21 protein-coding genes are annotated in these 23,191 nt (G+C 43.6%); 12 read left to right on the top strand and 9 right to left on the bottom strand.

Annotated elements, in window-relative coordinates; all coding sequences use genetic code 11:
* Positions 1-110 precede the first annotated feature (110 nt).
* Entirely contained in the window at positions 111-563 is a 453-nt protein-coding gene (locus EXE30_RS00180; RefSeq protein ID WP_130160687.1) for a YcgN family cysteine cluster protein, read from the bottom strand.
* 184 nt (positions 564-747) lie between these two features.
* Here EXE30_RS00180 and EXE30_RS00175 point away from each other — a divergent pair, with 184 nt between their 5' ends.
* The 7 genes from EXE30_RS00175 to ahr all read left to right on the top strand — a co-directional run bounded on the left by EXE30_RS00175 (position 748) and on the right by ahr (position 6,073).
* On the top strand, positions 748-906 hold the full coding sequence (locus EXE30_RS00175) for a DUF1328 domain-containing protein (RefSeq protein ID WP_004656956.1): 159 nt from the start codon (positions 748-750) through the stop codon (positions 904-906).
* A gap of 173 nt (positions 907-1,079) precedes the next feature.
* Positions 1,080-1,817 (top strand): dienelactone hydrolase family protein, encoded by a 738-nt coding sequence (locus tag EXE30_RS00170; RefSeq protein WP_004673609.1) that lies wholly within the window; start codon positions 1,080-1,082, stop codon positions 1,815-1,817.
* A 518-nt stretch (positions 1,818-2,335) separates the two neighbouring features.
* On the top strand, positions 2,336-3,385 hold the full coding sequence (gene mutY / locus EXE30_RS00165) for an A/G-specific adenine glycosylase (RefSeq protein ID WP_130160686.1): 1,050 nt from the start codon (positions 2,336-2,338) through the stop codon (positions 3,383-3,385).
* Between the two features lie 70 nt (positions 3,386-3,455).
* A complete protein-coding gene (locus EXE30_RS00160; protein ID WP_171407386.1) occupies positions 3,456-3,953 on the top strand; it encodes a M23 family metallopeptidase in 498 nt (165 codons plus the stop codon).
* A 9-nt stretch (positions 3,954-3,962) separates the two neighbouring features.
* The gene (locus EXE30_RS00155) at positions 3,963-4,208 is read left to right on the top strand and encodes a hypothetical protein (RefSeq protein ID WP_004673616.1); all 246 of its coding nucleotides are present in this window, start codon (positions 3,963-3,965) and stop codon (positions 4,206-4,208) included.
* A 251-nt stretch (positions 4,209-4,459) separates the two neighbouring features.
* Entirely contained in the window at positions 4,460-5,014 is a 555-nt protein-coding gene (locus EXE30_RS00150; protein ID WP_130160684.1) for a DNA-3-methyladenine glycosylase I, read from the top strand.
* A gap of 33 nt (positions 5,015-5,047) precedes the next feature.
* Positions 5,048-6,073 (top strand): NADPH-dependent aldehyde reductase Ahr, encoded by a 1,026-nt coding sequence (gene ahr, locus EXE30_RS00145; RefSeq protein WP_130160683.1) that lies wholly within the window; start codon positions 5,048-5,050, stop codon positions 6,071-6,073.
* Here ahr and EXE30_RS00140 read toward each other — a convergent pair.
* The gene (locus EXE30_RS00140; protein WP_121929099.1) at positions 6,070-7,497 is read right to left on the bottom strand and encodes an aminotransferase-like domain-containing protein; all 1,428 of its coding nucleotides are present in this window, start codon (positions 7,495-7,497) and stop codon (positions 6,070-6,072) included. The two genes, ahr and EXE30_RS00140, sit on opposite strands and share 4 nt — an antisense overlap.
* Before the next feature lie 91 nt (positions 7,498-7,588).
* Here EXE30_RS00140 and EXE30_RS00135 point away from each other — a divergent pair, with 91 nt between their 5' ends.
* Positions 7,589-7,999 (top strand): hypothetical protein, encoded by a 411-nt coding sequence (locus EXE30_RS00135; RefSeq protein WP_130160682.1) that lies wholly within the window; start codon positions 7,589-7,591, stop codon positions 7,997-7,999.
* Here the strand turns inward: EXE30_RS00135 and EXE30_RS00130 are convergent.
* A complete protein-coding gene (locus tag EXE30_RS00130) occupies positions 7,947-8,849 on the bottom strand; it encodes a LysR substrate-binding domain-containing protein (RefSeq protein ID WP_130160681.1) in 903 nt (300 codons plus the stop codon). The genes EXE30_RS00135 and EXE30_RS00130 overlap by 53 nt on opposite strands.
* Positions 8,850-9,030: 181 nt before the next feature.
* On the opposite strand from EXE30_RS00130, the gene EXE30_RS00125 reads away from it, so the two are divergent.
* A complete protein-coding gene (locus EXE30_RS00125) occupies positions 9,031-10,218 on the top strand; it encodes an MFS transporter (protein WP_130160680.1) in 1,188 nt (395 codons plus the stop codon).
* Between the two features lie 41 nt (positions 10,219-10,259).
* Here EXE30_RS00125 and EXE30_RS00120 read toward each other — a convergent pair whose 3' ends face one another.
* The 6 genes from EXE30_RS00120 to EXE30_RS00095 all read right to left on the bottom strand — a co-directional run bounded on the left by EXE30_RS00120 (position 10,260) and on the right by EXE30_RS00095 (position 17,947).
* Positions 10,260-10,910, bottom strand: a complete 651-nt coding sequence (locus tag EXE30_RS00120) for an START domain-containing protein (protein WP_130160679.1) — start codon at positions 10,908-10,910, stop codon at positions 10,260-10,262.
* Positions 10,911-11,008: 98 nt separating this feature from the next.
* The gene (dapB, locus tag EXE30_RS00115; protein ID WP_004673634.1) at positions 11,009-11,830 is read right to left on the bottom strand and encodes a 4-hydroxy-tetrahydrodipicolinate reductase; all 822 of its coding nucleotides are present in this window, start codon (positions 11,828-11,830) and stop codon (positions 11,009-11,011) included.
* A gap of 115 nt (positions 11,831-11,945) precedes the next feature.
* Positions 11,946-13,061, bottom strand: coding sequence for a molecular chaperone DnaJ (dnaJ, locus tag EXE30_RS00110; protein ID WP_130160678.1), 1,116 nt, complete (start codon positions 13,059-13,061; stop codon positions 11,946-11,948).
* 144 nt (positions 13,062-13,205) lie between these two features.
* Positions 13,206-13,583, bottom strand: a complete 378-nt coding sequence (locus EXE30_RS00105) for a hypothetical protein (protein WP_121929104.1) — start codon at positions 13,581-13,583, stop codon at positions 13,206-13,208.
* 132 nt (positions 13,584-13,715) lie between these two features.
* A complete protein-coding gene (locus EXE30_RS00100; RefSeq protein ID WP_130160677.1) occupies positions 13,716-16,844 on the bottom strand; it encodes an efflux RND transporter permease subunit in 3,129 nt (1,042 codons plus the stop codon).
* Positions 16,845-16,846: 2 nt separating this feature from the next.
* A complete protein-coding gene (locus EXE30_RS00095; RefSeq protein ID WP_130160676.1) occupies positions 16,847-17,947 on the bottom strand; it encodes an efflux RND transporter periplasmic adaptor subunit in 1,101 nt (366 codons plus the stop codon).
* A gap of 163 nt (positions 17,948-18,110) precedes the next feature.
* On the opposite strand from EXE30_RS00095, the gene EXE30_RS00090 reads away from it, so the two are divergent.
* The 3 genes from EXE30_RS00090 to EXE30_RS00080 all read left to right on the top strand — a co-directional run bounded on the left by EXE30_RS00090 (position 18,111) and on the right by EXE30_RS00080 (position 23,187).
* A complete protein-coding gene (locus tag EXE30_RS00090; RefSeq protein WP_130160675.1) occupies positions 18,111-18,734 on the top strand; it encodes a TetR/AcrR family transcriptional regulator in 624 nt (207 codons plus the stop codon).
* 165 nt (positions 18,735-18,899) lie between these two features.
* Entirely contained in the window at positions 18,900-21,581 is a 2,682-nt protein-coding gene (ppc, locus tag EXE30_RS00085; RefSeq protein WP_130160674.1) for a phosphoenolpyruvate carboxylase, read from the top strand.
* A 310-nt stretch (positions 21,582-21,891) separates the two neighbouring features.
* Positions 21,892-23,187, top strand: a complete 1,296-nt coding sequence (locus EXE30_RS00080; RefSeq protein ID WP_121929109.1) for a solute carrier family 23 protein — start codon at positions 21,892-21,894, stop codon at positions 23,185-23,187.
* Positions 23,188-23,191 lie beyond the last annotated feature (4 nt).

Here is a 23,191-nt window from a genome sequence, read left to right as displayed (position 1 = left end):
TATCTCCCTCTTATTATCTTTTCTAAGCGTACGGAGATTGGCATGGAAAACTACTATAAAAGTGTTGTATTTATTATACGAAATCATCTCGCGTTAGATTTAAAAGCAGTTTAACGCACCCAACGAACAATATAATCTTCGATCTGTTCTTCATCGACGTCATTTTCAGAAATACATCGTCCTGCTGCTGATTTTTTTGCCTGAATCACACTTTGACGCGAACCTGTATTGAGATAGTGCCACGAAGGAAGGTTTTTCCCTTCACTTAAACGTCGATAAGCGCAACTAGGCGGCAACCATGTAATCGTCTGCAATTGCTCAAGTGTAAGTTGGATACAATCAGGAACATGTTGTTGACGCTGCGCATAATCAGAACAACTGGCTGTTTTACAATCCAATAACTTGCACGCCACTTTAGTATAAGCGACCTCAGCAGTTTCTTCGTCTTCAAGCTTAATCAAACAACATAAGCCACAACCATCGCACAATGCTTCCCACTCAGCATGCGTCAGCTGATCAAGTGTGTATTGCTTCCAAAAATTTGGGCGGAGTTCGATGGACATACCAATGCTTTCAGTTTAAGCGAGCTTTTGATTATAGCATTCATCCGTCATTAACTTGGTTTTCAAATAATTATCCAATTAACATTTCTTAATCTATTCAACATTTCAACCACAGAAACACCACATTTAGCTCAAAAAACACACGCTATAGTGGAAACATAACGATAAATTAGGAGGAAACATTATGTTCCGTTGGGCCATTATTTTTGCAGTAATCGCACTCATTGCCAGTTTATTAGGTTTTGGTGGTGTCGCTGGCTTATCAAAAGATTTTGCTGTTATTTTACTTGTCGTTGCTGTTATTTTGGCAATCGTTGGTTTCTTATCTAGAGGTAAAGTCTAGATATTAAGTAGCAATGAATAATAAAAAGAAGAATCTCAGTATTCTTCTTTTTTTATACTTCATTTTTCGGTTCAGTACGCAAGATCTCAAAATTTGTACTTTTGTGAGGTCTTCAATTTTCCGATTTTATGCTTTAATCGAAACATTCTAAAAATACAGATTAGGATTTTAAAATGAGCTTTCCGATTACCACACGTGAAATTGAATACACCGCAGCCGATGGTCAACGTTTAATTGGTTATTTTGCCACACCAAATACCGATACGCCTGTGGCTGGTGTCATTGTGGCACCTGAATGGTGGGGCCGTAATGAATATACCGAGCAACGTGCCCGTGAGCTTGCTGAGCATGGTTACGCGGCTTTAGCGATCGATATGTATGGTGATAAAAAAGTCACAACTGCTGTTCCTCAAGCATCTGAATGGATGAATCAGACTTTTGAACATGCCGATACCATTGTCAGTCGTGCGCAAGCGGGTTTAGCGACGTTAGCAGCTCAACCTGAGGTTAATGCTGAGAAACTGGCGGCTATTGGTTTCTGTTATGGCGGTAAGGTTGTGCTTGATTTAGCGCGTTCGGGTGCAGATGTAAAAGCAGTCGCAACCTTCCATGCGGTACTAAGTCCTAAAGCACCAGCACAGAAAGATCAAGTTAAAGCTGAGATCTTAGTGCTCCATGGTGAACTCGATAGTATGGTGACTTTAGATGACGTAGCAAGTTTCCGTCAGGAAATGCACGATGCTCACGTAGATCATGAGGTGATCATCTTTGAAGATGCTAAACATGGTTTCAGTAATCCACTTGCTGATGAACGTGCCAAAGCCAACAATGTTGACTTGGGCTATAACGCTGAAGCAGAGCGTCAAGGCCTTGAGGCGATGTATGAGTTGCTGGATAAACATTTAAAATAATCGGTAAATAATTGGCTAGATGATTTTTCAAAACTTAAATCCTAGTTAACATCATCTTGATATCTAAATCCTCGATAACAGTTGCTCGTGCAAAGGCGGCATGAATGCCGCCTGTTGGACTGCCTTGCGCTGCTTGCGAAGCGTTGCTTCTCATTTGGACAAAACCAAAGTAACTCTCCGAAGACACATCCCCAAATGAGATCAGAACCTAGCATGATTTCGCAATGCGAGCATTACCCCATTTTATACTCAAAATTGAAATGATTACGTGTAGGTGGTGCCTTACTTTTGACGGGTCAAAAGGAACAAAACCCCTCTATTGAGCTGATGGTACTTCCCTGATACCACAGCTCAATGGGCGGCATCCATGCCGCTTTGCTCAAGCAGACATTAACTATAATTCAAATAAAATATTTTACTGTATCGATATCACATCATGTATTTTTGAAAGATAGATAACACCCTATCAATCCCTGATTTCCGCTATACTATCCTTCTGCTTTTTAATGTTCTGATTCATGCATGATTTCTCATTTTCCGATGCACTGCTGACTTGGTACGATCAACACGGTCGCCATGATTTACCTTGGCAAGTTGCGGATGATCCCTATAAAGTGTGGGTATCAGAAATCATGCTGCAACAGACTCAAGTCAAAACCGTTCTGCAATATTTCGATCGCTTTATTGAGCGCTTCCCGACCGTTGAAACCCTTGGTCAAGCCAGTTGGGATGACGTTGCACCCTATTGGGCTGGTTTGGGCTACTATGCCCGTGCGCGTAACCTACACAAAGCCGCAGCGATCGTCAGTCAACAAGGTAAATTCCCTGAAACCTTAGAACAATGGATCGAACTCCCTGGTATTGGACCATCTACCGCAGGTGCGCTGATGTCACTTGGTCTACGCCAATATGGCGTGATTATGGATGGCAATGTAAAACGCGTTTTAGCGCGCTTCTTTGCAATCGAAGATGATTTATCCAAGCCAGTGCATGAGCGTGCTTTATGGAACATTGCAGAGCAACTATGTCCCCACGAGCGTAATCATGACTATACCCAAGCGATTATGGATTTGGGTGCAACCGTTTGTACACCGAAGAAACCATTGTGTTTATATTGCCCAATGCAACAACATTGCCAAGCCTATCAACAAGGCTTAGAACAACAGCTTCCTTTTAAAAAAGCCAAAAAGCCTGTCCCTGTAAAAACGGCTGATGTGCTGCTGATCCAATCAGGTGATGAATGGTTATGGCAACAACGTGAATCCCACGGTTTATGGGGTGGCTTATATTGCTTACCCATTATTGAGCAAGCAACCGAATTACAACAGATTGAGCGACACTTCAAACTTCAAGCTCAAGTATCATCTGTACAGATAAACCATAGTTTCACTCACTTTACTTGGCTATTACATGAAAAACTGTTCCACGTGGAACATGATCAAAAGGAACAACTCAGTATCGAACTCGGTGGTATCTGGTTAAACCCCGCAGCTGCGATTGCCAAAGGCGTTCCCACAGCCATGAAAAAATTGATTACTGCGAAACCAAAGGCAGAAGACATTAAGTAAATGATGATCTGTCCAATGACAAGGAGTTGATGTGCATCATCCAATCCGCTATACGGTTCTTGGTGTATTCATGGTGTTTCTTTCAGCGTGTAGCACCGCCCCCAAAAAACCGACACCATTGCCCGATGCGCAACTGAACAAACTTCAAACAATGCGTTTAGACAGTCGCTTGCCCATCCCTGTCAAAGGTGTAAGTCGTAGTGAATTACGAGATACTTGGGGTGCTGCGCGTAGTCAAGGTCGTCGCCATGAGGGTATTGATATCATGGCAGAGCGTGGTACGAAAGTGTATAGTGCAACCGATGGGCTGGTCGCTGATTTACGCAACAATAATTTAGGTGGCAAAGTCATTTGGATCCGTGGACCAGCAGGCTCATGGCATTATTACGCACATTTAAATGGGCATAAACGTGGTCTCAATGTTGGCGATTATGTCCGTAAAGGCGACTTTATTGGTTATGTCGGCAACACGGGAAATGCACGCCACACTGCCCCACATTTGCACTATGGCATTTATTTAAATGGCAAAGGACGTGGTGCAGTCAATCCATACCCTTATTTACGTTAGGAACACGCAATGTCAGAAGTATTAATCGAACGGCTGGTTGAATTTGCAGAGTCTGGAAATCAGCAAAAAATCATCATCAATGGAACCAGTTATCAAGGCTGGATCATGGAAATCACTGAAGATGCATTATTGATTAGTACAGGCTTTGCAGATAAAACAGGCAAAGACTTTTGGCTTAAATTTGCGGATTTAGACAGCGCTGAATTGTATTATTGGGATACACATGCTGATGAATGGCTGGTATTTAAAATTTAATTAAATCGATTAAAATCGAGCAGTGAATAACGATTATAGAGATGGCATGGATGCTACATCTCACCCTGAAAAACTTGCGAAGCTTTGACTACTTTTTAGATTATACCTGAACAAAACTAAAATATATTTCAACTAAAGTGCATGATCATGTGGGCGGATGATAGAATCCAATAATGACGCAACAAGACATCACAAAGATTCTTAAAAAAACCCATCAAAAACGAATTTCATAAAAAATAAGGAGTGGTTTCATGTCCCCTCAACGCTGTGGTTGGTGCTCTAACGATCCACTCTATATCGCTTACCATGATGAAGAATGGGGCAAAGCTGAGCATGATGAAGCCCGCTTATTTGAGATGCTATGTCTCGAAGGACAACAAGCCGGCTTATCATGGATTACCGTACTGAAAAAACGTGAAAACTATCGCTCACATTTCTTCCAATTTTCGATTATAGAAATCGCTGCACTGACAGATGATCAACTTGAAGACAAACTCAGCGATGCTGGTTTAATTCGTCATTTGGGCAAACTCAAAGCCATCCGAGACAATGCCATTGCTTGGCTCAAACTCAAAGATGAAGTGGATGATGTCACGACTTGGCTATGGAATTTTGTTGACCATCAAACGCAAGAGAATGATGTCGTGAATTATCGCGAAGCCCCTGCGCAAACTGAGATCAGTCAAACACTTTCCAAAACACTGAAAAAACGTGGTTTTAAGTTTGTTGGACCAACCACCTGCTATGCCTTTATGCAAGCTGTAGGTATGGTCAATGACCACGAAAATGACTGCTATTTTAAATAGTTTCTTTCAAATTTTCCTTCAATAGGAGTTGCTATGAGCAATAACCTCATTCGTGCTTATGCTGCAATGCAAGCAGGAGAACAACTGGTTCCTTACCAATTTGATGCAGGTGAATTACAAGCGCATCAAGTCGAAGTCAAAGTGGAATACTGTGGTCTGTGCCATTCTGACCTGTCTGTGATTAATAATGATTGGCGCTCAACAAGCTATCCTGCTGTTGCGGGGCATGAAATTATTGGCAGCATTGTTGCACTTGGCTCAGAAGCTAAAGGACTCAAAATCGGTCAACGTGTAGGTATTGGCTGGACCGCTGAAAGTTGCCAAGCCTGTGATCCATGTATTGGCGGCAATCAAGTTCTCTGTACAGGCGAAAACGTGGCGACCATCGTGGGACATGCTGGTGGATTTGCCGAGAAAGTCCGTGCAGGTTGGCAATGGGTGATCCCTCTTCCTGACGATTTAGATCCTGAGAGTGCAGGACCATTGCTTTGCGGTGGGATTACGGTTTTTGATCCTTTACTTAAGCATAAGATTCAGGCGACGCATCATGTTGGGGTGATTGGTATCGGTGGCTTAGGTCATATCGCAATTAAATTACTCAAAGCGTGGGGCTGTGAAATTACTGCATTCAGTTCCAATCCTGAGAAAACCGAAGAACTCAAAGCCATGGGCGCAGACCATGTGGTGAATAGCCGTGATGCACAAGCGATCAAGGCCCAACGTGGTAAATTTGATTTATTGCTCAGCACAGTAAATGTGACGCTGAATTGGCAAGCTTATTTGAGCACCCTTGCACCCAATGGCTGCTTACATTTCCTCGGTCTAACTTTGGAACCTGTACCTGTATCGGTCGGTTCGCTGATTGATGGTGCAAAATCTGTCACTGGCTCGCCAACAGGTTCTCCTTTGGCACTGCGTCAACTACTACAGTTCGCAGCACGTAAACAGATTGCACCGCAAATTGAGTTATTCCCAATGTCTCAACTCAATGACGCCATTGAGCGACTTCATTCAGGCCAAGCACGTTACCGCGTCGTGCTCAAAGCTGACTTTGACTAACTCAAAGCTGGTTCCAAACTCTGTCTGACCCAATCCGCCAACTGTTGAATCGCTTGGCGGATTTCTTCTGTAAAGGCATGTCCTGCATTTAAGCGTAGATAATGTTGATAACGCTGATCTTCACCAAACACCTCTCCAGGTACAATATTAATGCCCTTGCTTTGCGCCAAATAGTACAGCTCCAAGCCTGTAATCGTGGTTGGCAACTGCATCCACAAAGCATAACCACCGAGGGATTGGCTTAATGCAATCGGGATACCCTGAAAGGTCTCTAGAATACAGGCACGATATTGTTCCACCTGCTGCATCAGCTTAGGTCTCAACTGATCTAAATGCTCGCGATAAGCACGACTATAAATAAAATCTGCCAACCCAAGCTGTAAAGGCGTATTCACCCCAATATTATTCGCCAAAAATTGAGGGCGTAGATGCTCAAGTTGTTGCCCCAAGCAAAACCAGCCGACACGGTAGGCACTGGATAAAGACTTCGATACCGAACCACACAAAATCACGTAACCTTTTCGATCCCAGTGCCGAATCGGTAATGGACGTTCTTTTTGATAGCTACATTCTGCATAAATATCATCTTCCAAAATAAAACATTGATACTGCTCAGCCAGCTCAGCAATCCGCTGTTTCTGTTGATTGCTTAAACAATAACCCAATGGATTTTGAAAATTGGCGGTCAACAAACATAGTTTGGCACTACCCTGCTGCATAAAGAATTCTAAGCGCTCTAAGTCAATACCTCGATGATCCGCAGGAATTTCAATAATTTTGCGTTTCAACCCTGCAAGCAACTGCAGCTGACCATTAAAAGTCGGCGTTGGAATCATAATGCTATCGCCTTCTTTGCTCATCTGTTGAATCAGCAAAGAAATCGCAGGCAAACAACCATTGCTAATAAAAATATCGTCGGCTGCGATATACACCCCATCCTCACGCCAGTGGTCAGAGAGTGCCTGACGTAATTGCTCATGCCCCTGTTTATTGCAATACAAAAAATCTTCAGGCTGACAATGCTTCAATGCTCGTTGCAAAGAACGGCGCAAACCATCGACAGGAATCAAATGTGGAGAAAGTTGAATCGCACCTAATGGGGTTAAATGACTTTGAATTGAGGCAGTCTGAATTTGATTCTGCAAATCCAAATTGGAAACTTGCCGAGCCATGGACTCAAATTGAGGGCTATCTGGAATGGGACTTTGATATTGTCTTGAACTCACAAAATAGCCAGATTTTGCCTTCACATAAATCAACCCTCTTGCTTCCAACAGTTCATAGCATTGCTGTGCCGTACTTAAACTCACTTTTTGTTGACGTGCAAATTCCCTTAAAGAACTCAACTTATGTTGTGGCTGTAATTCATGCTGATAAATTTTATGTGCAAGCTGTTCTGCAAGGCGTTGATATTGAAAAGTCATTTTCTGTACTGCTTTTTTAAAAATTTCTGTATCTGTATTGGTTTATACAACACCATTAAGCTATAAAAATCAACTACAGGAGGATAAGGCAATGAAAAATAAACTCTTATTTATAGTATGTAGCGTCCTATTCACGGGCTGCCAATTTACCGATCAGAATGCTTATCAACAGCAACAGGTCTGTAAAAGACTTGCAGAGGGGTATTTAACCACGCAAAACCAGCAGAGCTATGAGTTTTGGAAACTCGAACAAGCCCCGACCCATGAGCAACAAAGTACACTCAAATTGACCTATAAAAAACCCAATGAAAATGGGCTGATTTTGTCGGGTGTATATTTGCCTACCGTTGAACTTGAATGTACTTTAAAAAATCAGCAGATCATGGTTTCAGTCATTCAAGCCAAAGGTGCATTAGTTCCTGTCTTGAATGTACAGCTTCAGAATGAGGCTATTGGCAAACCGAAAAGCCCTGACTTAATTGCTCAGTCAAAAACTCAATAAATAAACGGACACGCTTCGGCAAATGTTCTTGTTGATAATAAACCGCATGGATGCTTTGGTATGAATGCTCAATTTGATCCTCAAATAGCGCTTCTAAACGACCTTCTTTTAGATCTTTCCATATCTCATATTCTGATAGCCGTGCGATTCCCTGCCCACGCAAGCATAATTGTCGCACGGTCTCCCCGCTAGATGCCTTCATTTGAGCTCGCGCCAAGAAATACGCATTATCCACTTTAATCGGCCATGTATTGATATAAGCAGGACGAGTAAAGCCGATGAGATCATGATCGGATAGTTGTTTTGGCTGATCTGGTCTGCCTTTACGTTTTAGATACTCAGGGCTGGCAACAATATAGACTCGGCTTTTACACACCAGTTTGGCATGTAGACTTGAATCATGGAGTTCTCCAAAACGGAATGCCACATCGGCTTTATGTTCAAGTAGATCAATGACCAAATCATTGCTGTTTAGTTCTATATCAATATTGGGATAACGCTGTCTAAAACCCTGCACTAAGGGTGCAATCACATGCAAGATAAAAGGCATCGCCGAATCAATCCGTATCAAACCAGAGGTCGCCTGATCTGATTTTTGCAAGGCTTCTTCCGCGGCATTTAAGTCATTGAGAATTTTACGGGCATGATTAAGGAACTGTTGTCCTTCTTGGGTAAGTTTTAATTTACGTGTGGTTCGCTCGACTAAAGTCACTTCTAGTTTTGTTTCTAAACGGCTTAACGAACGACTCAGCCCAGATGAGGTCTGCCCTAATTTTTCTGCGGCGGCAATAAAAGAACCCGTGTCCACAATACTAATAAAAGCAACCAATTCCTCTATTGTTGATTTCATTGCAACGCTCAATTATTGATAATTAATCAACTATATTTTGCAAATTCCTCTATTTTTTAGCAACAATAATCGTCGCAGAATTGCACCTATAAACTAAATACGCTCAGTTGAGCAAAATAAGATGAGGTGAACACGATGCCAATTTCTCCATTTAATTTTGCATTTGAATGGGAACAATAGTATGAGCCGTCATATTAATCTTCCTTTACTGGCACTGGCGATTGGTGCATTCGCAATCGGTACGACAGAGTTCTCTCCAATGGGGCTATTGCCCAATATTGCCAACGATCTTGGCGTGTCCATCCCCAGTGCAGGCATGCTGATCACAGGTTATGCATTGGGCGTGATGCTGGGTGCTCCCATTATGACCTTGTGGTTCGGTGGCTTTGCCCGACGTAATGCCCTTATTCTGTTGATGGCAATTTTTACCATCGGTAATCTGATCGCAGCGTTTGCTCCGAACTATATGAGTCTTATGGGCGCACGCCTGATCACCAGTCTGAATCACGGTGCATTCTTCGGTATTGGTTCCGTGGTTGCCGCGAGTGTCGTTCCAACACATAAACAGGCCAGTGCGGTTGCAACCATGTTCATGGGACTGACCATTGCCAATATTGGAGGTGTACCACTTGCGACGTGGGTGGGGCAAAATATCGGTTGGCGAATGTCTTTCCTTGCGATTTCTGTACTCGGCGTTATCACCATGTTATCGCTCTGGAAAGCCCTGCCTGTTGGCTCTGTTGGACAAAAACCCAATATAAAAATGGAACTCAGCGTGCTGACCCGTCTGCCTGTCGTGTTGGCATTGCTCACAACCGTGTTTGGGGCTTCAGCGATGTTTACCCTATATACCTATATCGCGCCAAGCTTGGTTGAGTTCACTCAAGCATCTCCACTCTTTATTACCATGATGCTGGTCTTAATCGGGATTGGTTTCTCAGTGGGTAATCATTTCGGTGGTAAATTTGCTGATTTATCGATTGATAAGACCTTAATTGGCTTCTTGCTGTTATTGATCGTACTGATGCTCATTTTCCCGATCCTCGCACAAACTCAGCTGGGTGCTGCGATTGGTTTGGTGGTTTGGGGTGCAGCAGCCTTTGCGATTGTTCCCCCCTTACAAATGCGGGTAATGTCCGTTGCCCATGAAGCATCAGGACTCGCATCTTCAGTTAATATTGGCGCATTTAATCTGGGCAATGCCATTGGTGCGGCCGCAGGGGGGATGGTACTCAGTCTCGGTTTAAACTATGCCGCGGTTTCCATGATTGGTGCAGTATTAGCAAGCATTGGTTTAATCTTGGTGTTTATTCAAATCAAACTCTCACGAAAACACAACGCTCAGTATCAACAATGCCCTCAAGTTTAAATTAAAAAAATGCCTGATTTATGTTTTAAATCAGGCATTTTTTATTTCAGCAAATCAGGTAATTTCGGTTGTTTATATAATGGATGATGCACTTCTTTTTTCATTTTCATCAGCATTTGATAAGGCTGTTGCTGTACAAACATATTGACAAAACTCAACGGAATCGCCCCTGCTGGATCAGCATAACCACTAGTGGAAACTTTGACTCTATTTTCCGCGACTTTCTGAAAAGTCCAATCACCCTCATAGCGGCTCAAGCGGATAATGTCAGGCTGTTCAGGATAATCATACTTAATCGCTTGATTCTTAATACTAATGCTACCATCCGCATTTTTACTCATTTTGCCTTTAATCACCACATCACGGTCTTTGAGCGGAAAGGGGAAATCCAGCACCATATACAGAATAAATTCACCTTTTTTCTCGTCACGAGACAACAGTTGTGCTTTACCGACATAAGGTACCCATTTCGGGGCGCGCTCCACATCCAACACCACCGCCACCGCACGCTCTAGCGGTACATCAAACGTGGTTTCAGCTTTATACTGAAACACAGGATTATTTTCTGTTTGATAGGTCCAAACCTTAATATCATTGCGATGTAGGCTAAGTTTTGCAGTGTCTGTTTTCGCACTTACAACTACGCTGGTGACACTCAGTAGCGCAGCAAGAACAATATGTTTTTTATTCATGTCATGCTCAATTGTTTTAATGATGGTGAGAACTTGCTGAACTTTGGTCTGGATGCAAAGCTCAACAAGCTCTTTTTATAGTGCAAAAAAGTAAGATTTTATACTTGAATATCGTTAAAACCTAAAACATCTTTCATATCATATTTACGTGCTTCACGTCCCACCACCCATGCAGCAGCACGCACAGCACCAGAGGCAAAGTTCATACGATTGGTGGCTTTATGCGTCACTTCAACACGCTCACCTTCACCAATAAACATGACCGTATGCTCACCCACGATATCCCCACCACGAATGGTTTCAAAGCCAATGGTTTGACGATCACGTGGACCGGTATAACCTTCACGACCATAGACCGCAACTTCTTTTAAGTTACGCCCTAAGGTATCTGCAATTGCCTCACCCATCATAAATGCAGTACCAGAAGGTGCATCGACTTTATGACGATGATGCGCTTCAATAATCTCGATATCGACCGTATCACCAAACACTTGAGCTGCTAATTCCAATAGTTTAATTGAAACGTTGACCCCAACAGAGTAGTTGGCAGCATAAACAACAGGAGTTTGTGTCGCTGATTCGTCTAAAAATGCCTTCTGTTCATCCGACATGCCTGTAGTGCCAATCACCATCGCAACGCCTGCTTCACGACATAATTTGAGATGCTGTTCGGTGGCCACAGGTGCGGTAAAGTCGATCACTACGTCACAGTCTTTTAAAACTTCACTCAAACTTCCCACCACCTTGACACCGATGCTGCCCACACCTGCAAGCTCACCTGCATCCGCACCGACCAAGCTGCTTTCAGGACGCTCAACTGCGGCTGCAAGTTGATAGCCTGCTTGTTGCACAGCTTGAATCAGAATACGCCCCATGCGTCCGCCTGCACCCAAGATTCCTATGCGTGGAGAAGTTGACATAATTTTTCCCAGTCTTTTATTTAAACAATGTCGCTACTATAGCAAAACTCTATCGTTCCGCTAAAAAATTCCCACAAAAAAACCTGCCGAAGCAGGTTTTTTCTGTTGATGTCGATTAATCAAATAGACGATCAAAGAATGATTTTTTCTTTGGAGAAGAAGTACTGTCTTCACCATCAAAAGAAATCTGTAATTCTTTTAACAACTCACGCTGACGGCTGGTTAAGTTCACAGGCGTTTCAATCACAATACGGCACAGTAAATCACCTTGCATACTGCTGCGCACTGGACGGACACCTTTGCCGCGTAAACGGAACATTTTACCCGTTTGCGTACCTTCAGGAATTTTTAGGCTGACACGACCATCAAGGGTTGGGATCTCAAGCTCTTTACCCAAAGCAGCATCCGCGATACTGACAGGAACATCCATATACAGATCAGCGCCATCACGTTGGAAGATTTCGTGTTCACGCACTACAACTTCAACGTACAAATCACCTGACTGACCATCACGAATGGCTTCACCTTTACCAGTTAAGCGTACGCGATCACCATTGTCCACTCCTGCAGGAATGGTCACTTCAAGGGTTTGCTGACGATCAGCAACACCTGAGCCATGACATGCATGACACGGATTCTTAATGATTTTACCTTGACCACGACAAGTGCTACAGGTTTGTTGAACAGAGAAGAAACCCTGCTGCATACGCACTTGACCCGCACCGTTACAGGTACGGCACGTTTCTACATCATTTGGGTTTTTAGATCCTTTACCATCACAAACATCACATGGCGCTGGCGCAGTAAAGGTAATGGTCTTTTTAATGCCCTTAACCGCTTCTTCAAGGGTGAGTTCCATGACATAGCGAAGGTCTGAACCACGACGTTGATGCTGTTGTTGACGACCGCCGCCACCAAAAGCACCACCAAAAATATCGCCAAACTGGCTAAAAATATCCTCTGCGCTAAATCCGCCGAAACCACCACCGCCGCCGCCGAAACCACCTTCGAAAGCGCTATGTCCAGCACGATCATACATGCTGCGCTTTTCACTATCGGAAAGCACTTCATAAGCTTCAGAGGCTTCTTTAAATTTGTCTTCAGCTTCAGCGTTGTCTGGATTACGGTCTGGGTGATACTTCATCGCCAACTTACGATAGGCTTTTTTGATCTCATCATCACCTGCGGTTTTCGAAACGCCTAAAACCTCATAATAATCACGTTTAGCCATGGTTGGCGGTGCTCCTCACGGAATTGATTCAATTTCTACAAACAAATAGGCTCTGCTGACATTTTATTTATAAAAGCCAACAGAGCCTTAATAGGGGCTATACGATATCTTTACAAGGTCTAATACAATAAAAAAAATACAAAATTAGAAAACAGCTTTATTTTTAAAGTACTTAGCAATACCTTTAAGCCATGCATTCAATAAAAATAACCATGCAATTGCGCTAAACACCACCCCAGTTACCGTCATCGCGGTGACCCACAGTGTGCTATCCCAGGCAAAAAAGAACAATGGGATGAACCATAGCGCTGCAAATAAGGCCATGAGAATAAATAACAGCACATTACGCATGATCCAAAGTGCGTGCGCATGTATCCACACCTCAGCATTATCCACAACTGCAACCTTTCGCGCTAACACATAGGCAAAAGCGGCAAACACGATTGTAAATAATGCAAGAAACATGAACACGTAAGAAATCGCCACGTAACGGCGATGCTGCTCAATATTACCTTGCCCCATGCGCTATCTCACCTCATTCATCACATTTTGCCAAAACAGCCATGCAATGGAATTCCATTATTTTTTTGGTCTTAAATATAGGTGCTACTATATTGAAATTTTCAATATTTCGCACCTCTATTCGCAAAATAATTATGTTAGATGTGGTTCTTTCTTGACCTTAAACCACGCTGCGTACAGCGCAGGTAAGAAAAATAAGGTTAAGAAAGTCGCAACAATCAATCCGCCCATAATTGCAACCGCCATTGGACCAAAGAAAATACTCCGAGATAATGGAATCATCGCCAGTACTGCAGCCATTGCAGTGAGGACAATTGGGCGGAAACGACGCATGGTGGCACCAATGATGGCATCCCATGCAACATGCCCTGCTCGTATGTCTTGCTCAATTTGATCAATCAAAATCAGCGAATTTCGCATGATCATTCCAGATAAAGCAATCGTTCCCAACATCGCAACGAAACCAAACGGTTTATTCAACAACAATAGGAAAGCCACTACCCCGATCAAACCCAACGGTGCGGTGAGTAACACCATGGTTGCCCGAGACATACTGCGTAACTGAATCATCAAGAGCGTCATGACCACTGCCAAGAATAATGGCATTCCCGCATTAACGGAGCTTTGACCGCGTGCTGACTCTTCTATCGTTCCTCCAACCTCGAGTAGATAGCCACTTGGCAACTCTTCACGTATCGCCTGCATCTGATCAGCCAAGTGATCAACCACAGTTGCAGGTTGTAACTGGGTCCGAATATCAGCCCGTACCGTAATGGTTGGCAGGCGGTTACGATGCCAAATTAAACCTTCTTCAAAACGTGATTCAATTTGCGCGATTTGTGCCAATGGCACAGTCGTACCATTGCTGGTTGGAACCGACAAACTGGCCAAAGAAGCCACTTCTGCACGTTCGGTTTGGTCACCACGCAAACGGATCTCAATCAACTCGCGTTTTTCACGATATTGATTCATGACAGTACCCGTTATCGAAGCATTCAAGAAGTTAGCTAAATCAACACTAGAAACGCCCAATTGCCGCGCACGATCTTGGTCGATTTCAATTGCAATGATTTTGCTTGGCTCGCCCCAATCCAAATGTACATTGGTGGTATTTGGATCCTCACTAATGACTTTAGAAACCTGCTGTGCCCATTGACGTACCGTGCCCAGATCCTCACCCGAGATACGGTATTGCAATGGATAGCCCACAGGTGGACCATTTTCCAGTAAAGAAACACGAGTCCGTACCTGTGGCAATAAGGCTTTAATTTGTGTCTCTAAAGAACGGCGAATCTCATCCCGATCCTCTAAAGAGGAAGCCAATACCACAAATTGAGCAAAGCTGGCTTGCGGTAATTGTTGGTCTAAAGGTAAATAAAAACGTGGTGAACCTGTACCGACATAGGCCACATAATTATCGATCCCATCTTGTTTAGATAAAAATTGCTCCACCTTTTGCACAGCTTGTTCTGTTGCCGTCAGTGAGGCGCCTTCTTCCAATTTTAAATCCACCAAAATTTCAGCACGGTTTGACGGCGGAAAGAACTGTTGGGGTACCAGTTTGAACATCATCACCGACAGCACAAAGATCCCAACGGTAATGGCGATCACAGTCTTACGATAGGTAATACAGATTTCAACCACATGGCGGAAAGATTGATAAAACTTGGTCTGATATGGATCATGATGTCCCGCATGTGCTTGTACCACTGGTGCAGGTTGTTTACGCAATCTCGCCCATAGACGTAGATACCATGCCGCTTTTGGCTGTTGTTTGCTAAAATCGGGCAGTAATTTTTCACCCAAGTAGGGCACAAATAAAACCGCTGCAATCCATGACACCACCAAGGCAATGGTCACCACTTGGAAAATGGAACGCGTGTATTCGCCCGTACCTGATTGCGCGGTCGCAATCGGCAAGAAACCGGCTGCGGTAATCAGTGTTCCAGTCAGCATTGGAAAGGCCGTGCTCTGCCATGCAAAGCCTGCGGCTTTGAGTCGACTGTAGCCCTGCTCCATTTTAATCGCCATCATTTCAACCGCGATAATGGCATCATCCACCAACAGCCCCAATGCAAGAATTAATGCACCAAGCGAAATCTTATGTAATCCAACATCAAATAAAGACATTCCTGCAAAAGTCATCGCAAGAACTAAAGGAATCGACAGTGCAACCACTAAACCCGTACGGAAACCCAAGGAAAAGAAACTGACCAATAAAACGATAATCACCGCTTCAGCCAACACTTTTAAAAACTCTTGAATACTGCGTTGCACTGCCACGGGTTGGTCTGACACTTTTTGCAGTTTCATGCCCAAAGGTAGACTTTTTTGTAGCTGGGTAAATTCGGTTTCTAGGTTTTTACCTAGCGCGATAATATCGCCGCCTTTACGCATCGAGACCGCAATCCCAATGCCATTTTCACCCATAAAACGCATTCGCGGCTGAGCAGGTTCGCTGAAACCGCGGTAGACATCTGCTACATCGCCCAATTGAATGGTTTTATCACCCACTAAGAGTGGCATTTTTTTCAAATCTTCGACGCTGTGTAAATGTCCACTGACTCGAAGTTGGATACGATCTGTGCCTGTTTCAAAAAAACCCGCACTGGCCATGTCATTTTGTTTTTGAATCGCTTCCTGAATCGCAGTGACAGGAACACCGAGTTGTACGGCTTTGGTATTGGACAGTTCAATCCAAATGCGTTGATCTTGCAAGCCGACCAAATTGACCTTGCTCACATCCTTGACCCGTTGCAATTGCAGTTGCAAACGGTCGGCATATTCTTTCATGACGGCATAATCAAAATCTTTGCCTGTCAGCACATAGATATTGCCGAAGGTATCACCGAACTCATCATTGAAAAAAGGACCTTGCACACCACTGGGAAGTTCCGAACGAATGTCATTGACCTTCTTGCGCACGTTATACCAAACATCAGGAATTTGACTCGATGGTAGGCTGTCCTTCGCCACAAAAGTCACCAAGGACTCTCCGGGACGTGAGTAAGCCATGATGCGGTCATATTGACCCGTGGTCATCAACTCTTTTTCTATACGGTCTGTGACTAAGGTTGAGACTTCTTTGGCGGTTGCTCCTGGCCAAAAGGTTTGTACCACCATCACTTTAAAAGTAAACGGTGGGTCTTCACTTTGCGACAGTTTGGAATAAGACATCACACCGATAATGCCCAATAGCAGCATAAAGTACAGCACAATCCCTTTATTTTTTAAGGCCCATTCCGAAAGGTTAAATTTCATGATTAACCTCCCGCTTTGATGATAACTTCACGATTTTCACGATCAATCGGATGAATTTTTTGCTGGTCACGTAACAAATGTACGCCCCCGACCACCACCCAATCGGTTGCTTTTAAACCAGACAAAATCGGTACACTGTCACGACCATAGGTGCCTAAGGTCACAGGAACTTTGCGTAAGGTTTGATTGGCATTGACCACCCATAGATAAGCTTGCTGATCTGTCGCGGTAACACTCGACAACGGCACACTCAAAACATTGCTGTCCTGACTGACAAAAAATACGCGGGCGCTTTGTCCAAGCTGAATACTGGACTGACCTTCAAGCAGTGAAACTTTGACAGTAAATGTCCGTGATTGAGCTGCTGCGGGTGAAACTTCACGAACTTTTGCAGCAAAACGAGCTTCTGGCTGAGACCATAAAGTTACCCAAACCGCTTGACCGACTTTGATGTCACTCACTGCTTGTTCAGGCACACCAAAAACCACCTCACGCTCGCCATCAATCGCCAACTGATAGGCCGCTTGTCCTGCGGCGACCACTTGTCCCGTTTCAATTTGACGCTCGGTAATGACGCCATTTTTATTAGAGATGAGCTGGTTATATCCAGTTTGATTGGCAGAAACTTGGTAGTTCGAGCGAGCTTGTTGTAAGTTCGCTTGCGCTGATTCATGTTGATTTTTTACAGCATCAAATTGTGAGCGACTGACGGCATTGACAGGTAACAGTTGTTGATAACGTTGATATTCTTCAGCGGCAATTTTGGCTGCTGCCTGTGCACTTTCCAATTGTGCCTTAGCTGCGTTCATTTGTAATTGCGCATCTTTTACATCGAGTTTTGCTAAGACTTGCCCAACCTTGACTCGATCCCCCACATCGACATAACGCTCCGTTACCTGTCCCCCAACACGGAACGCCAATGCGGTTTGTTGTTTTGCCTGCACATCACCTGCATAGCTTTTTTGATCGGTGTGATTACGACTTGGTTGCGTCACCATGACATAAGGAATTTCCTCCGTCTTGGGAACTTCTTTTTGGCAGGCTGATAAAGTGACACTGCTGAGGACAAGCAACCCCACAATTACATGATTTAGCAGATTCATCTCTGTTTCGCTCTTATTCAAATTGATTTTTTAAGGCACAATAAAGTCTATTGACAGCAACCATCATAAATTGTTTAATTTTTAATTAATATACCCATGAGTACACTAATTAAAAATTAAATCTAGCAATTTGATTTTGAATTAAATTAAAAGAGAACCTAACGTGCAAATCAGCAGCGGCCGTCCCAAAGATTTAGAGAAAAGAGCCAAAATCTTACAGGCTGCGAAATCTATTTTTTTAAAATCGGGCTATCACGCAGCCAATATGAATCAAATTGCCAAAGAAGCGGGTGTGACCAAACTCACGGTATATAACCACTTCCAAGATAAAGCCAACTTGTTTATTTGTGCAATTGAAGAAACCTGCGAAGAATCGATTTGTGCCAAAGAATTTGTACTGACCGCTGAAACCAACTTTGAACAAGCGCTGTATTTAATGTGTCACCGTGCTTTAAGTATTATTTATTTACCAGAAGCACTGAAACTCGATCGGGTTCTATTTGAGCTTGCCGCTGAGCAGAGTCCATTAACGCAACAATTTTTTGATGCCTCACATACGCGCATGTGCAATGTCTGGTGTGATTTTTTTCAACAAGCCATCGCACTTAAATTCATTCAAGCAGATGAACCGCTTGCGCAAACAGAATTAATCTTGTCACTGATGTTAGGCACACGTCACCATCGAGTTTTATTGGGCTTAGAAGCAGTACCCACAATCACTGAAATCGATCAGAGCATTCAACAAGCAATCGCACTTTTTCTGCTTAAATATCAAGCTAAAATTTAGATAATTTTCACATTTCTTTGCATTCTGCACTTGGATTGTCTCTCAATCACGCTATAGTCGAATAGTAAGCAGCGCTGTTGTTATGCCACTGTTACTTGCGACATGCGCCATATACCGCACAAGATTTTTTAGACAATAACAAGCGATCGTTGAGGGAGAAATACAATGGTTCAGCAGATCACTGCTCCATTACGTGAAGATGTCCGATTATTAGGCAATTTGCTGGGTGAGACCTTAAAGCAACATGCTGGGCAAGAATTGTTTAATCAAATTGAGCAAATTCGTACCCTCGCCAAAGATGCACGTGATGGCCAAATCGAAGCAGAAAAACAGCTTGAGCAACTGTTCCTCAACTTAAAAGACGAAGAAATTTTGCCCCTGACTCGCGCATTTTCTTATTTTCTCAACTTTGCCAATATTGCTGAACAATATCACGTGGTACGTAGCCGCCGTCAGGCTGAGTTTGATGAACACGCCTCCAGCCCCAACCCACTCTCACATTTATTTGAAAAATTTAATGCCCAAAAGATCAGTCCACAACAACTGTTCAAACAAATTTGTGATTTAAAAATTGAATTGGTCCTCACCGCCCATCCGACCGAGATCAGCCGTCGAACCTTGATTCAAAAATATGATGATATTACCGATTGTTTGTCCCAACTGGATCAACAGAAGCTGACGCCGAGAGAACGCCAACACTGCGTTGCCACACTGAAACAACTGGTTAGTTCAGCATGGCAAACTGACGAGATTCGCCAGCACCGCCCAACCCCTGTAGATGAAGCAAAATGGGGCTTTGCCACCATTGAACAAAGCTTGTGGAATGCCGTACCAAAATTTGTTCGAGAACTGAATGAATTGACACAACAGCATTGTGAACAAGCATTACCGATGACCATTGCGCCGATCCGTTTTGCCTCATGGATGGGGGGCGACCGTGATGGCAATCCGAACGTCACCCATCAAGTCACCCAAGAAGTGCTGTGGTTATCGCGTTGGCAGGCGGCTGATTTATATCTGCGTGATATTGAAAATCTGCGTTGGGAACTGTCGATTCAAAGCTGTTCAGCAGAATTGAGCCAAGCTTTAGGTTATGAACATCCTGAACCGTATCGTGAGTATTTACGCAGTACCCGCGAACGTTTAAAAGCAACCCGTTATTGGTTAACACAGCGCCTACAGGGTCTAGAGGCAGACGATAGCAACATCATCAAAACCACAGAGGAGCTACTCGCACCTTTGCTGCTGTGTTATCGCTCACTGATGGACAGCAACCTAGCCGAAATCGCTAACGGGCAATTGCTTGACTTCATCTATCGGGTCAACTGTTTTGGGATTGAACTGCTCAAACTGGATATTCGTCAAGAATCAGGACGACATCGCCAAGCCATTTCAGCCATTACTGAATATTTAGGCTTAGGTAATTTTGAATCTTGGACCGAACAAGCACGGCAGAATTTTTTAATTCAGGAATTACAAAGCAAACGACCATTATTGCCTAAATTTTTAGATGAACCTGAGGGCAGCCTGATTCAACACCCCGATGTGCTCGAAGTCTTTGCCACCATGCGTACTTTGGCAGAACAGCCAAGTGAAAGTTTAGGTGCATATATCATTTCAATGGCAGAATATCCAAGCGATGTGCTGGCGGTTTTACTTTTGCAAAAAGAAGCAGGCATTCAACAAGCCTTACGGGTGGTGCCATTATTTGAAACGCTCAAGGACTTGGACGGCGCAGCCAAAACCATGAATACTTTATTCACTATGGATTGGTACAAACAGCACATCCAAGGCAAACATGAAGTGATGATTGGCTATTCGGATTCTGCCAAAGATGCAGGATTTATGTCAGCCAATTGGGCGCAGTATCGTGCGCAAGAAGAACTGACCGCGATTGCCAAAAAACATGGCGTACAACTGACCTTATTCCATGGACGTGGCGGCTCGATCAGTCGTGGTGGTGCGCCAACCCAACAAGCTTTATTTTCTCAGCCACCAGGGTCAATCTCAGGGGCGATTCGAGTCACTGAACAAGGTGAAATGATTCGATTTAAATTCGGATTGGAAGGAATCGCTCTACAAAACTTAGAGATTTATACCGCTGCGACACTTGAGGCAACCTTGCTGCCACCACCTGAACCAAAGCAGGAATGGCGTGCTTTGATGAATCAAATGACAGATTTATCAGTACAGGTCTATCGCCAAACCGTGCGTGAAAATCCAAATTTTGTCCGTTATCTACGTACCGTCACCCCAGAACTAGAGTTGCAAATGTTGCCATTGGGTTCACGTCCAGCGAAACGTAAAGTCACTGGTGGGATTGAATCGTTACGTGCGATTCCGTGGGTATTTGCATGGACACAGATTCGCTTGATGCTACCTGCATGGCTTGGAACAGGTACCGCGATTAATCAAGTGCACGAACAACATAAAAAGACACTGGATGATATGTTGGAGCAATGGCCTTATTTCCAAACCTTAATTGATATGTTGGAAATGGTGTTGTCGAAATCCGATGCTGATATTGCACTGTACTATGAATCACACCTCACCCAAGATCAGGACTTAAAAGTATTGGGGGTCGAATTACGTCAACGACTACAAAATGCAGTTGATACCTTACTCAGCCTGAAAGGTGAATCAAAACTGTTGAGTAATAATGAGGTGCTGGATCAATCCATGCAGGTGCGTAAACCATATCTACTGCCGCTGCATCTATTACAAGCCGAATTGATGAAGCGTCGTCGTGCATATTTGACTGAACATCAAACCGAACACAGCCCTGTCGATCATGCCTTAATGGTCAGTATCGCAGGAATCGCTGCGGGCTTGCGCAACACGGGCTAACAGGCCATTTCTCATAGAGCCATCCACAAAAATTGTGACTGTTGATGGCTCGATTGGCAAAATATGCCATTTTTTATAAAATTTTTGAAAAAAATTCAAATATTCTTTTGAAAATAAAACGCTTAACTTTTCAAACAATTTAGCCAAAATAAACAATAAATCCGATAAGTTATTTTGAAGTATATTTTACCAAAAGGTAAAAATATTAATAGATAAAGTGTTAGCCCCAAGATTCTTAAAACAATATAGGTGAAAGCACGATTTAAGACAGAGTATCATACGCGCTGATATCTCCTTATGAGTCTAATTTATGTCAAGTTGGTTCCCAAAGTGGCAGCCGTATCAGGGCAAGATTGATCATCGTCCTGTCGCGACCAATGAATATTTACCGCCCTTACAAAGTGCGGTGTTAGGGGTTCAGCACGCATTTGCCATGTTTGGTGCGACGGTACTAGCACCGTTGTTGATGGGCTTTAGTCCTAACCTTGCCATTTTAATGTCAGGGATTTGTACCATCCTGTTCTTCCTGATGACAGGTGGTCGCGTTCCCAGTTATTTGGGGTCTAGCTTTGCTTTTATAGGCGTAGTTGCGGCCGCAACCGGACATATCACTGGCTCAGGTGCAAATCCCAATTTATCGGTCGCTTTGGGCGGTATTATCGCCTGTGGGGTACTGTATACCTTGATTGGTTTAGCCGTCATGTTGACCGGGACGCGCTGGATCGAAAAATTGATGCCGCCTGTGGTGACAGGGGCTGTGGTGATGATTATTGGTTTAAATCTTGCGCCGATTACCATTAAAAGTGTGGCAGGTCAGCCTTTTGAGATGTGGATGGCATTGATCACCGTACTGTGTATGGGTCTGATCGCCGTTTTCACCAAAGGTTTATTACAGCGTTTATTACTTTTGGTTGGTTTATTGATGGCATATGCCATTTATGCCATAGCAACCAATGGTTTAGGTCTCGGCAAAGCCATTGATTTCTCCCAAATTGCCGCTGCACCTTGGTTTGGTATTCCAAGCTTCTCAAATCCGACCTTTGACCTCAACGCCATGTTGATTATTGCCCCTGTTGCCCTGATTTTAGTGGCAGAAAATCTCGGGCATATCAAAGCCGTTGGTGCGATGACAGGTGAAAACCTGACGCCTTATTTGGGCAAAGCATTTGTGGCTGATGGTGTTGCCACGACCTTATCAGGCAGTGTTGGTGCACCAGGCATGACCACATACGGTGAAAATATTGGTGTGATGGCCGTCACGCGTGTGTATTCAACCATCGTGTTTGTGATCGCGGGGGTATTTGCGATTTTCTTGGGACTTTCACCTAAGTTTGGTGCGGTGATCAGTACCATTCCAACTGCAGTGCTCACCGGTGCTTCGATTGTGGTATTTGGTTTGATTACCATTGCAGGAGCGAAGATCTGGATCGAAAATAAGGTCGATTTTTCGAATAATAAAAACCTGATCGTTGCATCAGTGACTATCATTCTCGGGGCAGGTAACTTTGAACTACTGTTTGGAAATTTCAACTTGGGTGGTATTGGTACCGCAACCTTTGCTGCGATTTTATTGAATTTGCTCTTTAGTTTAAAAGATAAAAACTAATCCC

The sequence above is a fragment of the Acinetobacter halotolerans genome (genome assembly GCF_004208515.1).
In the GTDB taxonomy this organism is placed as follows: Bacteria; Pseudomonadota; Gammaproteobacteria; order Pseudomonadales; family Moraxellaceae; genus Acinetobacter; species Acinetobacter halotolerans.
Note: the sequence above shows the minus strand (reverse complement) of the source record. Positions and strands in the feature narration are given on the sequence as shown.

What these genes read in the sequence shown, in the direction of transcription:
- EXE30_RS00080 (WP_121929109.1), top strand. Translation starts at nt 21,892, where the DNA reads ATGTCAAGTTGGTTCCCAAAGTGGCAGCCGTATCAGGGCAAGATTGAT.
- EXE30_RS00135 (WP_130160682.1), top strand. Translation starts at nt 7,589, where the DNA reads ATGAAAAATAAACTCTTATTTATAGTATGTAGCGTCCTATTCACGGGC.
- EXE30_RS00095 (WP_130160676.1), bottom strand. Translation starts at nt 17,947, where the DNA reads ATGAATCTGCTAAATCATGTAATTGTGGGGTTGCTTGTCCTCAGCAGT.
- EXE30_RS00180 (WP_130160687.1), bottom strand. Translation starts at nt 563, where the DNA reads ATGTCCATCGAACTCCGCCCAAATTTTTGGAAGCAATACACACTTGAT.
- EXE30_RS00105 (WP_121929104.1), bottom strand. Translation starts at nt 13,583, where the DNA reads ATGGGGCAAGGTAATATTGAGCAGCATCGCCGTTACGTGGCGATTTCT.
- dapB (WP_004673634.1), bottom strand. Translation starts at nt 11,830, where the DNA reads ATGTCAACTTCTCCACGCATAGGAATCTTGGGTGCAGGCGGACGCATG.
- EXE30_RS00170 (WP_004673609.1), top strand. Translation starts at nt 1,080, where the DNA reads ATGAGCTTTCCGATTACCACACGTGAAATTGAATACACCGCAGCCGAT.
- dnaJ (WP_130160678.1), bottom strand. Translation starts at nt 13,061, where the DNA reads ATGGCTAAACGTGATTATTATGAGGTTTTAGGCGTTTCGAAAACCGCA.
- EXE30_RS00100 (WP_130160677.1), bottom strand. Translation starts at nt 16,844, where the DNA reads ATGAAATTTAACCTTTCGGAATGGGCCTTAAAAAATAAAGGGATTGTG.
- ahr (WP_130160683.1), top strand. Translation starts at nt 5,048, where the DNA reads ATGAGCAATAACCTCATTCGTGCTTATGCTGCAATGCAAGCAGGAGAA.
- EXE30_RS00155 (WP_004673616.1), top strand. Translation starts at nt 3,963, where the DNA reads ATGTCAGAAGTATTAATCGAACGGCTGGTTGAATTTGCAGAGTCTGGA.
- EXE30_RS00125 (WP_130160680.1), top strand. Translation starts at nt 9,031, where the DNA reads ATGAGCCGTCATATTAATCTTCCTTTACTGGCACTGGCGATTGGTGCA.
- EXE30_RS00160 (WP_171407386.1), top strand. Translation starts at nt 3,456, where the DNA reads ATGGTGTTTCTTTCAGCGTGTAGCACCGCCCCCAAAAAACCGACACCA.
- EXE30_RS00175 (WP_004656956.1), top strand. Translation starts at nt 748, where the DNA reads ATGTTCCGTTGGGCCATTATTTTTGCAGTAATCGCACTCATTGCCAGT.
- EXE30_RS00120 (WP_130160679.1), bottom strand. Translation starts at nt 10,910, where the DNA reads ATGAATAAAAAACATATTGTTCTTGCTGCGCTACTGAGTGTCACCAGC.
- EXE30_RS00150 (WP_130160684.1), top strand. Translation starts at nt 4,460, where the DNA reads ATGTCCCCTCAACGCTGTGGTTGGTGCTCTAACGATCCACTCTATATC.
- ppc (WP_130160674.1), top strand. Translation starts at nt 18,900, where the DNA reads ATGGTTCAGCAGATCACTGCTCCATTACGTGAAGATGTCCGATTATTA.
- EXE30_RS00140 (WP_121929099.1), bottom strand. Translation starts at nt 7,497, where the DNA reads ATGACTTTTCAATATCAACGCCTTGCAGAACAGCTTGCACATAAAATT.
- EXE30_RS00130 (WP_130160681.1), bottom strand. Translation starts at nt 8,849, where the DNA reads ATGAAATCAACAATAGAGGAATTGGTTGCTTTTATTAGTATTGTGGAC.
- mutY (WP_130160686.1), top strand. Translation starts at nt 2,336, where the DNA reads ATGCATGATTTCTCATTTTCCGATGCACTGCTGACTTGGTACGATCAA.